This window comes from Nonomuraea roseola (genome assembly GCF_039535395.1).
In the GTDB taxonomy this organism is placed as follows: domain Bacteria; phylum Actinomycetota; class Actinomycetes; order Streptosporangiales; family Streptosporangiaceae; genus Nonomuraea; species Nonomuraea roseola.
In genome coordinates this window covers 4,605,060-4,618,646 of record NZ_BAAAXC010000015.1, presented here as the reverse complement: position 1 = coordinate 4,618,646, position 13,587 = coordinate 4,605,060, and the positions used below count along the sequence as shown (strand labels likewise).

Sequence of the window (13,587 nt, the reverse complement as noted above, 5' to 3'; positions counted from 1 at the left end):
AGCGTGGGGCACGGTGGCGCGACAGAGGCCCATCAAATAAGGTAAGGCTGGCCTAATGTTCTGGTTGGGGGGGGTGATGTCCGTCATGCGGCACCTTGCGATCGTCATCCCCGACCCGACGCGCGCCTCACTGTTCGGCCTGCCGTACTGGCTGATCGTGGCGGTCGGAGCGGTCGCCCTCTTCGGCGCCTTTCAGGCCTACTACTGGATCGGCCACAAGCTCGGCGACACCCTCTACGAGTCGAGGTTCGGCAGGAAGCTCCCGCGCGAGCGCATCCGCTCCGTCGAACGGGTCGTGGAGAAGTGGGGCGCGCTGGCCGTCTACGCCTGCTTCTGGGTGCCCGTCCTGCGGCACACGCTGCCGTGGGTGGCGGGGGCGCTGCGCATCTCCTACCCCTGGTACGTCGTGGCCAGCGCGCTCGGCTGCCTGACGTGGGTGCCGGTGACCTCGTTCGCGCTCTACTCGGTGCTCTGGGGCTGGCTCGAGCTGGCCGCGCACTCGCCGCTCGCCGCCGCCGTCGCCGCGGTGATCCTGCTCAGCGGCGTCGCCGCCTTCGTGGTGTGGCGCAGGCGCAGGAAGAGCGAGAAGGCCCTCGTCGCCTGACGAGGGCCCGGCCGATCGGCTTCCCCGCTCAGACGGCCGCGAGCGTGTCGTCCTCCACCGCCGCCCCTGGCGCGTTCTTGCGCACCGAGTCGATCCCGTTCACGCACGCCGCCTTGGTGGTGTAGCCCTCGCTGATCGCGATGGTCTGACCGTTGCTCGCGACCAGCTTGAAGCGGAACTCTCCGCGCCTGTCCTTGGTGATGACGAACTTACCTGCCATGGCGATCTCCCCCGATATGACGGTCGTAGTGATCATTTACCCGACCCAAGAGGACGTTTTCCCCGCCATAGGGTCAAGTTCCGCATATCAACGGTTGATCACCTGTCACGATGTCTGGCATGCGTATAGGGGGTATTCGGCTACTTACCGGCATCGCGGCGTTCGCCCTGGTCGTGGGGTTCTCGCCATCGGTCCAGGCCGAAAGGGACACGACACCGAACGTAGGCGCGCGCTCGGCGTACGTCGTCGACTCGGAGGGAACGGTCCACTTCGGCAAGAGGGAGACCCGCAGGGTCCCGGTGGCCAGCCTGGTCAAGGTCATGACCGCCTACGTGGTCCTGCGCGACGGCAACCTCGGCGACGTCGTCACCGTCACCAGGGCCGACGTACGGCACGCCGCCGACAACGGCGCCACCAGCGCGGCGCTGCGCGCGGGCGAGCAGGTCACCACCCGTGACCTGCTCCACGGGCTGATGCTTCCCTCAGGCGCCGACGCGGCCAACGCGCTGGCCCGCACGTACGGCCCCGGCAAGAGCGCCTTCGTCGCCAAGATGAACGCCGCCGCGCGCTCGCTCGGCCTGCGCGACACCCTCTACACCAACGCCGACGGCCTGCCCTCGCCACGGAACGGCGGCTACTCGACCGCCGTCGACCAGGCCAAGCTCGTGGGGGTCGCCCTCAAGGACGAGACGTTCGGCACCGTGGTCTCCAAGCGGACGTACCGGGTGGCCAAGAGCGCGGTCCACCGAGCGCATACCTGGACCAACACCAACAAGCTACTCGGCAAGGCGGACGGCGTGCTCGGGGTGAAGACCGGGTTCACCACCAGGGCGGGCTTCTGCCTGGCGTTCGCGGCGGAGAGGAACGGGCGTCGGGTCGTCGGCGTCCTGCTCGGCGACCAGGACGCCCGCCGCTTCACCACCGCGGCCCAACTGCTCGACTTCGCCGAGGAGCAGATCGCCACGACCACACCGTGAGACTTACGGCCCGACGTCGATTCACTTCGCCTCTCCGTTGCCCCATGAATATGTTTCACGCTTGACCGTTTTTCGATATACCGACATTCCGAATGGCGCAGCCACCGCAGATATATCTGCCCGCGCACGCACTTGAGGCAATACTCTGGAAATGGCTCACGTGCGTGACACCGGAGCCCTGGAGACCCGGCCGGAGGGAGTGGTCAAGTCGGCTCTGGGTAAGCGGTCGACCTCATGGCAGGGAAGCAAGGGCTGGGGCGGCAGGAGCAGCTCGTCCCTCGCCAGGGGTCGGGGACGGCCGCGATCAGCGTTCATTGTCGATTTCGCGGCATGGCCCTTCAGGTTCTTATGGATTCCACCAGGACGGTCTTCCACCAAGCCGGGTGGTTCATCACGGCGTGCGCGACTCGCCCGTGCCATCGTCTTTCTCTACGTCACCAATGTGGTGTGGAAGATGTGGGAGATCTACCAGAGCAACCCGCAGGGATTCATGCCGTACTTTCGCGGCGAGAAGAATCTCCTGCCGCTTCTCTATCTCCCGCCGCCTCTGGTCATGAAGACGAACCTGTCTCCATGGATTGACCAGTCGCTTCTGGTCTTCATGCTCCTGATCCTGTTCTGGGCGCTCGGTCCGCACGGCCCTCTGAAGGTGATCGTCTATCTTCTGGTCGTCTTCGGCATAGCGGTGGCGGCGCCCGTCAGTCGTGTGTTCGTCTTCGCCGCCATGGATTCGACCGCGGCCTGGTGGGTTCGGACAGCGTGGCCGTGGCTCGCCGATGCGGCCGTAAGTCCGTGGACAAAAGCCGTTCTCGGCCTCCTGCTGGCAGCCGGCTGCCTCATGGCCTTTCTCTTCACCTGTTACGCGTGCGTCCGCGTCGCCGGCGAACTGGTCGCAGACGAGATGGGCCTGCCGGATGTGGCGCGATGCCTCGCTCTCGCTCTGGTGGGGGCCTGCGCTCTCGGCATCATCGTCGAGCTGGCGGCGTGGTCCGTCCACCTCATGGGAAACACGTACGCCTTCCCCGGATGGCAGCCCTTCCTCTGGACCGTCTTCGTCGCCGGGCTGGCCGCCACCACCGCGGTCGCTGCGGACGTGACGTCGGGAAGCGCATCCGAAGAGCCCGAGTCCCCACAGACATGACGAACGAGCCCGGCTCTCAAGCCCGGGGCGGCGAGCCGATCAGGCAGGCGGGAGGTGGCGGCGGAAGAAGGCGATCTGGTCGTCGAGCACGCGCTCGCGCAGCTCAGGATCGTTGTAGAAGGTGAAGTGGGTGCCCGGATAGACCTTCAGCTCGCCGTGCGGCGCCCGCTCGGCCAGGCTTCTGGTCGTCTCCTCCGGCGTCTCCGTGTCGTCGGCGGCGATGCAGACGAGCAGCGGCATGCGTAGCCTGGCGGCGGCGTCGCCGGGCCGGTAGCGCGCCATGGTCAGGAGGGAGCGGGGCGCGACGCTGTTGCGCCAGAGCCCTCCGGCGCCGCTGAGCGTCTTGATGTGCTGCTCCGCCTCGGCGGTGGCGGTGACGGCGAGCTGACCCGGTGCGCCGACCATGGGGATGTAGTGGGGTGGCAGGCCGAGCTTGCCGAGGAGGGCGTCCCAGAGGATCACCGCCTGCAACGTGCGCGTCGAGGAGGCGGACCTGTCGCGCACCTTCGCGAATCCGTTGAAGGGGATCTGCGCCACCACGGCACTGACGGTCGGATCGTCGGCCGCCACGGAGATGACGTGTCCTCCGCCGAGCGAGTTGCCCCACAGCAGGATGCGGTCCGCGTCGATCTCCTGGGCGGAGCGGGCGAAGCCGATGGCTGCGCGCAGGTCGTCCTGCTGGCCGCTCACGTCGACGAACTGGCGGGGCTGCCCGCCGCTCTCACCGAAGTTGCGGTAGTCGAACACCAGCGCCGCCAGGCCCGCGGCGGCGAAGCGCTCGGCGTGGGGGAACAGCCGGTCCATGGTGCCGCTGAAGCCGTGGCACAGCACCACACAGGGGACCCTCTCCGCGAGGTTCTCCTGCAGATGGAGGTAGCCCACACACCGGGTGCCGCCGGACTCGAACGAGATCTTGCGCCGCTCCGTCATGGTCGCCACTCCTTCACGAACGAATACTGACCGTCGGTCAGTAACCTAGCATTTGAGCTGACTCACGGTAAAACCCTCAGGAGTGTCATGCGCGACGAGGAAGCGACTCCTCAGCGGATTCTGGCGGCCGCGGGGGCGCTGTTCGCCACCCGCGGCTACCGAGCCACGTCGATGAACGCCATCGCCGAGCAGGTGGGCATCACGAAGGCGGCGCTCTACTACCACTTCTCCGCCAAGGACGACCTCCTGCACAGGCTCACCGAGCCACTGCTCGAGGAGTTGGAGGGTGCGCTGGAGCAGGCGGAGACGCACGACGACCCCGAGCAGGTGCGCTGGTCGGCGATCGAGGGGTACGTGGACGTCTGCCTGCGCCACAGAGAGGCGCTCCTCCTGCTGGTGCGCGACATGACGCTGCTGGTGCAGGCGCCGGTGGGCGAACGGTTCAAGGCCGCCATCGCCCTGGCCAACGACCTGGTCTGCGGCCCTGACCGGCGGCTCGAGCAGCGGGTCCGCGCGGCCCAGACCGTCGCCTCGCTGGGCGACCCCGTCGTCCTCTTCCCCGACGCGCCGGTGGCCGTGCTCCGTGAGCTCATCCTCGGTGGCGCCCACGCCTTGCTCGACGACCGCGGCGGGGGCTCCCCGAGCGGCGGCGACGGCCTCGAGGAGGCCGCCGGCCGTACCGGATCGCCGGCAGGGGGGACGCGGGGCAGGAGCCGGGGCAGGGAGGGCGGGCGACCGCCCGCGCTGAGCGACGAGCAGTCGGCCACGGTCAGGCAGTTGTACGGCGAGGGCCACGCGGTCGACGAGATCGCGGAGCGGTTCAACGTCTCCAGAGCCACCGTCTACCGCGTTCTCAAAAACCAGTTTTGAGAAATAGATTTCGAAACAGGGATCGGCATCTGACGCGTCGGTGGGCTGGCCGTCGGAGCGCCTGCGCTGCGCCGGCCTCGGAGGTGGCAGCGGCCGCTCACTCCCGGCGCGGCACACCTCTCTACCGGGCGGTCCTACAACGCCTGCTGACCTTCCTCATGAAGGGACGCGCCTCGCATGAGCCCGTGGCAGGCGATCGCGGCGGCGGCCACCACGTTGAGGGAGTCCACCCCTGCCTCCATCGCGGTGGGGCTCATCGGGATGCACACCTGCTCGTCGGCCTCCCGCAACCAGCGCGAGGACAGGCCGTCCCCTTCGGACCCGAGCAGCAACGCCACCCGATCACCCATCTCGACGCCATCCATGGGGGTGGCGCCCTGATCGGGAGTCAGCGCCAGCGTCTGGAAGCCCGCCGCCCTGATCTCCTCCAGCCCGTCGTACCAGTTGTCCATGCGGGCATAGGGGATCGCGAAGATCGCGCCCATCGACACCTTGACCGACCGCCTGTAGAGAGGGTCGGCGCAACGCGGCGAGAGGATGATCCCGTCCACCCCCAGGGCGGCGGCGCACCGGAAGATCGCGCCGACGTTTCCGTGGTCGACCAGATCTTCCAGGACCACGATGCGAGAGCCGCCCTCCAGGACCTCCGCCACCGGCGGCACCGGCAGGCGCTCCATCGAGGCCAGCGCTCCCCTGTGCACCTGGAAGCCCGCGACGCCCTGCATGACCTCCTCCGAGACCACGTAGACGGGCGCGTCGCCCAGCACGTCGGCCAGCGAGGCCAGCCAGCGCTCGGTCGTGAGCACCGCGCGCACCGGATACCCGGCGCCGACGGCCCTTCTGATCACCTTCTCGCCCTCGGCGACGAACAGGCCCCGCTCGCTCTCCAGGCTCTTGCGCAGTTCCACGTCGCGCAGCCCGGTGAAGTCGGCGAGGCGGGGGTCATCGGCGTCGGTCACGTACTCAGGCACGTTCGAATCCTGCCACGAGCCGCCTGAACTGCCAGATCCCGGCGTAGACCACCAGCACCACGACCAGCCCGACGACGGTGCCCGCCCCCACCCTGGTGATCATCCCGGCGGCGCCGGGCACCGGCGGGTCGAGCACCGGCCAGAACGCCGCGCCCACCACCGCGCCGACGGCCACCGTCCACAGCACCGCCCGCCGTACGCCGTCGGCGAGCGGCAGTCCCTCGGGCGCCGGCGCGTCCGCCATCCGCGAAAGCCCACGCCATGCCCACCAGGCCACGAACGCCAGCCCGAGCACCGACGAGGTGTACTGCAGCACCCTGAAGACCGGGATCACGCCGAGCACCTCGTGATCCAGCCAGCTCCAGCCCCACACGCCGCTGGCGTAGGAGTGGGTGAAGGAGTCCCAGAGCACATGGGTGGCCGCGCCCACGGCCGCGCCCGCCACCACGGGCAGGACCCTGGGGGAAGGGGTCAGCGTGGCGGCCCTTCCCGCCAGGTGCTCGGGGAGCAGCGCGACGAGCGGCAGCCTGAAGACCAGGTGGAAGGCGGCCAGCAGGACGAGCGCCGAGAAGAGATCAATGGTGACCACCCCGATCGGCGAGTGCCAGTGCGCGTAGTCCGGCAGGAACGGCAGGAAGATCGGCAGGTCGGGCACCATCGCCCCGATCGCGAGCGCCCACGGGTCCAGCCAGGTGAGCCTGCGCAGCGGCACGACTGCGGCGACATGGCTGAGCGTGAACGGCATGGACCCTCCCCTTGGTCTTGTTTGGCTGAGCTTTGCACAGAAACACCTAGATAACTCTCTGTGACTACTAAGATACGGATCGCTGTCGTCGGCCGGGAGGTGTGGTTCGGGTCATGGTGTCTGACCAGCAGGTTCACGCACATCCGGCCGCGTCAGCCACCTGGCTCAAGGACGCCGCCACAGCCCGCGCACTGTCCCTGATCACCCTGGTGTGGCTCGGACTGGAGAGCACACTCGGCCTGGCGGCGGGGTTCTCCGCGCACTCGGTCGCGCTGATCGGCTGGGGCCTGTCCGCTCTCGTCGAGGCGCTGGCCAGCCTGATCGTGGTCTGGCGCTTCACCGGCGCGCGCACGCTGTCCTCCCACGCGGAGGAGAAGGCCCAGCGGGCGGTGGCGGTGAGCTTCTGGCTGCTGGCCCCCTATCTGGTCGTGCACGTCCTGCACGACCTCGACGCGGGGCACCGCGCGGTGCCGACCCCGCTCGGCATCGCGGTCACGGCCATCAGCCTGGCGAGCATGCCGCTGCTGGGCGTGGCCAAGCGGCGCATCGGCGCGCGGCTCGGCTCGGCGGCCACCCGGGGCGAAGGGGCGCAGAACCTCATCTGCGCGGCGATGGCGGGCGGCGTGCTGGCCGGACTGTGGCTCAACACCCTCGGATGGTGGTGGGTCGATCCGGCCGTGGCGCTGGCGCTCGCGGGGGTCGCCGTGCGTGAGGGAGCCCGGGCGTGGCGCGGTCACGGCTGCTGCCATTGACAGCCACTCTGGGTAATCACTGCACCAAATCAATGGTTTTGCCACACCAAGCGCACCCAGTATCGTTCCTGAGCACCGCGGAGTATCTCCCCGGTATGGTGACCCGAACGTATCGACACCAAAGAGGGCAACGTGGGGCGACACCGTACAGACGAGCTCGATGACGGCTATCACGCCCCCCGCCGACGCAGCAACAGCGGCCGCGGCAGGGTGCTGGTCCCGTTGGCCGGCGCGCTCGCCCTTGCCATCCTGCTGGGTGTCGCCGCCTTCGTCATCTTCAACAGGGAACGCGGCTGCACGGGCGATCCGCTCGCGCTGCGCGTGGTCGCCACCCCCGACCTGTCGCCCGCGCTGAACAAGGTCGCGGGCTCGTTCAACAAGACGGGCAAGGCCGTGGACGGCCACTGCCTCGCGGTGACGATCGTCAGGGAGTCCGCCGCCAAATCGGCCAACAGCCTGGTGAACGGCAAGCTCGACGCCGACATGTGGATCGCCGACTCCAGCCTCATGGTCGGCAGGCTGCGCGCGGGAGAGGCGGGGGCGGGGCTGCCCGCGCCGTCGGGCTCGATCGCCACCTCCCCCATCGTCCTGGTCGCCGCCAAGAGCGCGGCGGCCAACCTCGCCAAGAGCCTGCAGCCCAGCTGGCAGGGCCTGATCAGCGTGGCCAACGTGGCCAACGCCGACGGCCCGGGCAAGAAGATCCGCGTGCTGGCGCTCGACCCCGCCAAGAACTCCGCGGGTCTGGGCGCGCTGGTGGCCGCCGCCGGCGCCGCCAAGGAGGCGGGCCTCGGTGACGAGCAGCTGGTCGGCGCGTTGAAGAAGCTCTCCGAGCAGATCGCCGCCGACCCCGCCGCCCTGCTGGCCAGCCTGACCGTCAAGTCGGGCAGCAAGGTGCCCGTCGGCGTCTCCTCCGAGCAGAGCATCTGGGCGCACAACGCCAAGAAGTCCGCCTCGCCCGTCGTGCCCCTCTATCCGGAGGACGGCACGCTAAGCCTGGACTACCCCGTCGTGATCACTTCCAAGGACCCTGTCAAGCAGAGGGCGGCCGCCGCCTTCCAGCAGGAGCTCGGCACCGAGGCCGCCCAGAAGACGCTGCGCGAACACGGTTTCCGCACGCCCGACGGCAAGGGTGGCAGCGCCCTGGCCGAGGACAAGGGCTTCGCGGCGGCGGCGCCCCAGGCGCTGCCCTCCCCCGACGTCAAGAACGTCGCGAGCATGGCCCAGATGTGGTCGAGGCTGAACCTCGGCACCAGGATGCTCGCGCTGCTCGACGTCTCCGGCACGATGGCCTATCCCGTGCCCGGCACCGGCATGACCCGCATGCAGGCCATCACCAAGATCGCGGGCGAGGGGCTCGCCCTGTTCGAGGCCGACAGCGAGATCGGCGTCTGGAGCTTCTCCACGCTGCTCGACGGCCAGAAGGACTACAAGGAGCTGATCTCGGTCGGCCCGCTGAGCGAGATGGTCGACGGCGTCCCGCGCAAGCAGATCCTCGGCCAGCAGCTGTCCACCGTCCAGCCCAAGGCCACCGGCGACACCGGGCTCAACGACACGTTGATGGCCGCCTACGCGGAGATGAAGTCCACCTACGAGCGCGACAAGATCAACACGATCCTGATCCTCACCGACGGCGCGGGCAACGACGACCCGACGGGCAAGGTCACCAACGCGCAGATGGTGGAGTTCCTGAAGAAGGAGTACGACCCCAAGCGGCCGGTCAACCTCCTGATCATCGCCTTCGGGCCCGACGCGCCCAAGGGCAAGAAGCAGATGGACGCGATGGCCGAGGCCAGCGGCGGTGAGGCCTACATCGCGGCGAACATCCTCGACGTGCGCAAGTTCTTCGTCCAGGGCATGAAGCGGCGCCTGTGCGCGCCGAACTGCTGACCTGAGGCGCCTGAGCGATACCCGGTCGTTATGCCGGGACAACCCCTCTTCGTAAGGGGGCGTCCTACCCGCGTGGGGCTGTGACAACACGAGCTCACCTGCGGGGAGGAAGATCCGTGCCCGGATGGCCTACTGTCGACCGCGCCGACGATCATCGACTGGTGGAGGCGCTGCGCCATGCCGACACCGACGCCCCCGCCAGGCTGTACGACGCCTACGCCGAACGGCTGCACGACTACGCCTGCTCGCTGACCGGCGACCGCGACGCCGCGGCCGACGCCGTGCACGACGCGCTGGTGACCGCGCAGGGCCGTACCGACCAGCTCAAGGAGAGCTCCAGGCTGCGCGCGTGGCTGTACGCGCTGACCAGGTTCCAGAGCATCGCCAAGACACCCAAGACGCCGGGTGTCCCGCCTCCCGTCCTCGACGATCCGGAGGACCCGGAGCTGGCCGAGCTGGTGCACGAGGCGCTCGGCGAGCTGAGCAAGGGTGAGCGGGAGGTGCTCGAACTGTCGCTGCGGCACGGGCTGACCCCCTCCGAGGTCGGCGCGGTGCTCGGGCTCACCTCACGCCAGGCGACCAGCAGGCTCGGCAGGGCGCGCGACCACGTGGAGAACGCGGCCGCCGCGGTGATCCTGGCCAGAACGGGCCGGGCGCACTGCCCCGACCTGTCGGCGATGGTCGACTCGTGGGAGGGCCCGCTCACCCCGATCCTGCGCAGGCGCCTTTCCGGACACATCGGCGGCTGCGAGGTCTGCACCGAGGGCCGTCACCGGCACGTCTCCGCGAGCAGGCTGCTCGACATGGTGCCCGTCGCCTTCCCGCCGATCTCGCTGCGCCGTCGCGTCGTCGAGACCTGCACCAGCCCCGAGCGCGACCAGACCCGCACGCTGATCACCGAACGGGGCGACAGTTTCGACAGGACCGGCTTCCCCGTGATGGTCGAGCGCCGCTCGCGCAGGCGCCCGCGGCGCCTCGCGCCGGTCCTCACCGTCGGCGCCTGCGTGCTCGCCGCCACCGGCGCGATGATCGTGATGAACGGGGAGTCCGAGCCCGCCGCGCTGCGGATGGCCCCCTCCGCCTCGCCCAGCGTCTCCGAGCCCGCTCTCGCGCAGCCCGACCCCTCGACCGATCCCCTGGCCGACCCCTCTGCCGAGCCCGAGTTGCAGAACGACATCGAGGAGAGCGCCGAGCCGACGGGCGCGCCGAGCCGTACGGGGCAGGCGCCTCAGACGCGGCCCGCGGCCAGGCCCGTGCAGAGCCCCGCCTCGCAGCCCTCGGCCACCAGGCCCACGCCCACCGCCACGCGCACCCGGCCCGCCGCGCCCGCGGCGCGGCTCTCGGTCACCTGCCCCGGTGGCGTCGCCGGCGCGGGCACCGTTCGGCTGTCCGCCCGCAACGCGGCGATCTCCTGGAGCGCGGGGGCCTCCGACGGCCTCGACGTCTTCCCCTCCGCCGGTTCGATCAAGGCGGGCCAGTCCGCGTCGGTCTGGGTGACGGTCAACGACCCCGGCTCCTCGGGCGCGGGAACGGTGACGATCAGTTCCAGCGCCGGCGGCGGCTCGTGCGCCCTGTCGTGGGACGGCCAGGGCGGTCACGAGCCCGAGCCCACCGACGACCCGCCTTCCTCACCGGACCCGTCCGAGACGCCGGCGCCAGGTGTGGCGGGCAGCACAACCTCGCATGAGGCGCAAGATGATTAAGAACTCATTTTGGTGACAAGATCGGACAAACCGGACTTTAGGCCTCGCTGACCCTCTGCCATAGGGCAAGCTAGATGGCTTGGGGCCGCTCCCCGTGGCATGCTCTTGACTATGTGTTGAATAACACATGGGAATCTCGTCATGCCCGGTAAACCTGGAGTGGTCGCCAGACGTCGGCATTGACGGGCCCATGGCGAGGTTGATCCCATGAACACGGCGATCAACCGGCCTTTGCCAGCGAGTAGCCAGGAGTCAGGGAGATGGGCAGCAAGTGGAGGGCGCTTACATGGGCGCTCGCGGCAGCGTGCATCGCGGGGGCGGTGATCGCGCTCGCCGACATCCAGACGCCGTTGCGCCCGCTTCTGATCTCTCTGTTCCTTCTGGTCGTTCCTGGGGCAGCAGTAGTCGGACTGTTGCGGGATCGTGATCCTCTTGCCGCACTATCAGTAGGTGCCGCGGCAAGTCTCGTTCTTAACGTTCTCCTTGCCCAAGCCATGCTTCTGTTCGACGCATGGTCCCCAAGGGCCGGCGTTGCGACAGTCGCCGTGCTCGCTGGGTTCATGTACGTACTGCGCGTGTTGTATCGGGGGAAGAACATGCAGAGCGAACAGGGGGCGGGGCCACGGTGAACATCTCGATTGTTCGCCCAGGCGAGCTGGGAGACTCCGAGCGGTCTCGATGGCGGGCGTTGCAGAAGGCGGATCCCTCGCTGGACAACCCCTTTCTCTCTGTCGAGTTCGCGGTGGCCATGGACCGCCTGCGCGACTACGTGAGGGTGGCCGTCGTCCACGACGGCGACTCGATCGCGGGCTTCTTCCCCTACGAGCGCCACAGCTTCGGCATCGGCAAGCCGCTGGGCGGCTTTCTCACCACGTGTCATGGCCTGATCTCGGCTCCCGAGCTGAAGATTGACACGAAAGCCCTGCTCAGGGCCGCGAAGCTCAGCGTCTTCGACTTCGACCACATGGTCGCGGGTCAGCCGACGTTCGCGGCGTTCGAGACCGATGTCAGGCCCGCTCCGATCATGGACCTGACCGCGGGATTCGACTCCTGGATCGAGCAGGTGAAGGCGAACTCGCCCAAGAACCTGAAGACCGTGCGCTACAAGGAGCGCAAGCTCGGCAGGGAACAGGGCCAGCTGCGCTTCGAGTACGCCTCGCCCGACCCCGCCGTGCTGCGCACCCTGCTCAACTGGAAGTCCGACCAGTACCGCAGGACCGGCAGGGTCGACAGGTTCGCCCAGCCGTGGATCGTCGAGCTCATCGACCTCATGCATGCCGAGCGCTCTGACGACTTCGCGGGTGTCCTCACCATGCTCTATGCCGGTGACGTTCCGGTAGCGGGCCACTTCGGTCTGCGCACGGCCACGACGCTGGTCGGCTGGTTCCCCGCCTACGACACCGAGTTCGCGCGTTACTCGCCCGGCATCGTGCACCACCTGCAGATGGCCGAGCACGCGGCGAAGGCCGGGCTGCACGCCGTCGACATGGGCAAGGGCGGCAAGGAGTACAAGGACTGGCTGAAGAGCGGCGTCCTCTACGTCGCCGAAGGACGCGTCTCCCGACCGTCCGCGACGGCCGCCGTCCACTGGATCGGCAGGACTCCTGTCAACAAGGCGCGAACAATCGTCCTGGATCGACCGTCTCTCTATAAGGTGGCCGATCGCGTGCTGAAGGGCTTCGGGCGAGTGCGCACGACTCTGCAGTCCGATTCGCCGCCCGACACCGTCGTCAAGGAACCCTCAGGAGCGCGGTAACGCGCTCCACCCCTCGCACCAGCAGCATCACCCGGCACCACAGCAGCACAGCACCATCCATTGGCACCCTCACCCCACTGGACCCTTCATGCACCGTTCGTCACTTCTGCCATCCCTGATGATCCATAGGATCGCGGATGGCCCCGGGTCCGTTCGGCAGCACCAGGTCCCGGAAGGATTTGTCTCACCATGAGTCCCGAGATCACCAAGGCCAACGGTCACAAGATCAATGGCTCCGGCCTGCGATCTATGCCGCCGATCGAGCGGTTCACCCCCCTCACACCTCACCTGGCCATTTCGCCGACGGTCAGCGTGGTGGTCCCGGCCATGAACGAGGCGGAGAACCTGCCGCACGTGTTCGCCACCATCCCCCAGTGGATCGACGAGATCATCCTCGTCGACGGAAACTCCGTCGACGACACCGTCGCCGTGGCGCGCAAGCTCAGGCCCAACGTCAAGATCGTAACGCAGACCGGCAAGGGCAAGGGCGACGCGCTGGCCGCCGGCTTCGCCGCCTGCACGGGCGACATCATCGTCATGATCGACGCTGACGGCTCCACCGACGGCCACGAGATCATCTCCTTCGTGGGCGCGCTGGTCACCGGCGCCGACTTCGTCAAGGGCTCGCGCTACATCTCCGGTGGCGGCAGCGACGACCTGACCTTCAGCCGCTACTTCGGCAACAAGGTCCTCACGACGCTGGTGAACGTCTTCTACCGGACGAAGTACACCGACCTCTGCTACGGCTACAACGCCTTCTGGGCCCGTCACCTGCCCGTGCTCGACCTCGACTGCGACGGGTTCGAGGTGGAGACGCTGATGAACGTGCGTGCCGCCAAGGCCGGGCTGCGCGTGCACGAGGTGCCGAGCCACGAGCGCTGCCGCATCCACGGTGAGAGCAACCTGCACGCCGTCCGCGACGGCATCCGCGTGCTCAAGACAATCCTGCGCGAGCGGCGCCGCCGTCCCACGCAGCCCGTTCCCGAGCTGGCCAGCCGCCCCGCGGCCGACCGGGGTGTGGCGTAAAAAGG

Annotated in this window: 14 protein-coding genes; 10 read left to right on the top strand and 4 right to left on the bottom strand. The window is 68.6% G+C overall.

Annotation, left to right across the window (positions count from 1 at the left end; translation table 11 throughout):
* The first annotated feature begins 85 nt into the window (after positions 1–85).
* Positions 86–604, top strand: a complete 519-nt coding sequence (locus ABFX55_RS45400) for a DedA family protein (protein ID WP_346129986.1) — start codon at positions 86–88, stop codon at positions 602–604.
* 28 nt (positions 605–632) lie between these two features.
* Here the strand turns inward: ABFX55_RS45400 and ABFX55_RS45395 are convergent, their stop codons facing one another.
* Entirely contained in the window at positions 633–824 is a 192-nt protein-coding gene (locus ABFX55_RS45395; protein ID WP_183656907.1) for a YegP family protein, read from the bottom strand.
* A gap of 119 nt (positions 825–943) precedes the next feature.
* Between ABFX55_RS45395 and ABFX55_RS45390 the strand changes: the two genes are divergently transcribed.
* Positions 944–1,801, top strand: a complete 858-nt coding sequence (locus ABFX55_RS45390) for a D-alanyl-D-alanine carboxypeptidase family protein (protein WP_346129984.1) — start codon at positions 944–946, stop codon at positions 1,799–1,801.
* A gap of 454 nt (positions 1,802–2,255) precedes the next feature.
* Positions 2,256–2,942: a hypothetical protein gene (locus ABFX55_RS45385; RefSeq protein ID WP_346129982.1), complete on the top strand. Its 687-nt coding sequence runs from the start codon at positions 2,256–2,258 to the stop codon at positions 2,940–2,942.
* 39 nt (positions 2,943–2,981) lie between these two features.
* Here ABFX55_RS45385 and ABFX55_RS45380 read toward each other — a convergent pair whose 3' ends face one another.
* The gene (locus ABFX55_RS45380) at positions 2,982–3,872 is read right to left on the bottom strand and encodes an alpha/beta hydrolase (RefSeq protein ID WP_346129980.1); all 891 of its coding nucleotides are present in this window, start codon (positions 3,870–3,872) and stop codon (positions 2,982–2,984) included.
* An 87-nt stretch (positions 3,873–3,959) separates the two neighbouring features.
* On the opposite strand from ABFX55_RS45380, the gene ABFX55_RS45375 reads away from it, so the two are divergent.
* Complete coding sequence (locus tag ABFX55_RS45375) at positions 3,960–4,742, top strand: TetR family transcriptional regulator (protein WP_346129979.1); 783 nt, start codon at positions 3,960–3,962, stop codon at positions 4,740–4,742.
* A gap of 134 nt (positions 4,743–4,876) precedes the next feature.
* Here ABFX55_RS45375 and ABFX55_RS45370 read toward each other — a convergent pair whose 3' ends face one another.
* Together ABFX55_RS45370 and ABFX55_RS45365 are read right to left on the bottom strand one after the other, a co-directional pair.
* On the bottom strand, positions 4,877–5,713 hold the full coding sequence (locus tag ABFX55_RS45370) for a TrmH family RNA methyltransferase (protein WP_346129977.1): 837 nt from the start codon (positions 5,711–5,713) through the stop codon (positions 4,877–4,879).
* Positions 5,706–6,458 carry a DUF4184 family protein gene (locus tag ABFX55_RS45365; protein WP_346129976.1) on the bottom strand — a complete coding sequence of 251 codons (753 nt, stop codon included), beginning with the start codon at positions 6,456–6,458 and terminating at the stop codon, positions 5,706–5,708. The genes ABFX55_RS45370 and ABFX55_RS45365 overlap by 8 nt, the downstream gene beginning before the upstream one ends.
* A 113-nt stretch (positions 6,459–6,571) precedes the next feature.
* On the opposite strand from ABFX55_RS45365, the gene ABFX55_RS45360 reads away from it, so the two are divergent.
* From ABFX55_RS45360 to ABFX55_RS45335, 6 genes are all read left to right on the top strand, one after another.
* Positions 6,572–7,210 (top strand): cation diffusion facilitator family transporter, encoded by a 639-nt coding sequence (locus tag ABFX55_RS45360; RefSeq protein ID WP_346129974.1) that lies wholly within the window; start codon positions 6,572–6,574, stop codon positions 7,208–7,210.
* 132 nt (positions 7,211–7,342) lie between these two features.
* A complete protein-coding gene (locus ABFX55_RS45355) occupies positions 7,343–9,097 on the top strand; it encodes a substrate-binding domain-containing protein (RefSeq protein WP_346129973.1) in 1,755 nt (584 codons plus the stop codon).
* A 116-nt stretch (positions 9,098–9,213) separates the two neighbouring features.
* Complete coding sequence (locus ABFX55_RS45350; RefSeq protein WP_346129971.1) at positions 9,214–10,800, top strand: RNA polymerase sigma factor; 1,587 nt, start codon at positions 9,214–9,216, stop codon at positions 10,798–10,800.
* 260 nt (positions 10,801–11,060) lie between these two features.
* The gene (locus ABFX55_RS45345; RefSeq protein ID WP_346129969.1) at positions 11,061–11,429 is read left to right on the top strand and encodes a hypothetical protein; all 369 of its coding nucleotides are present in this window, start codon (positions 11,061–11,063) and stop codon (positions 11,427–11,429) included.
* A complete protein-coding gene (locus ABFX55_RS45340) occupies positions 11,426–12,556 on the top strand; it encodes a GNAT family N-acetyltransferase (RefSeq protein WP_346129967.1) in 1,131 nt (376 codons plus the stop codon). The genes ABFX55_RS45345 and ABFX55_RS45340 overlap by 4 nt, the downstream gene beginning before the upstream one ends.
* A gap of 189 nt (positions 12,557–12,745) precedes the next feature.
* Complete coding sequence (locus ABFX55_RS45335; RefSeq protein WP_346129966.1) at positions 12,746–13,582, top strand: glycosyltransferase family 2 protein; 837 nt, start codon at positions 12,746–12,748, stop codon at positions 13,580–13,582.
* Positions 13,583–13,587: the final 5 nt, after the last annotated feature.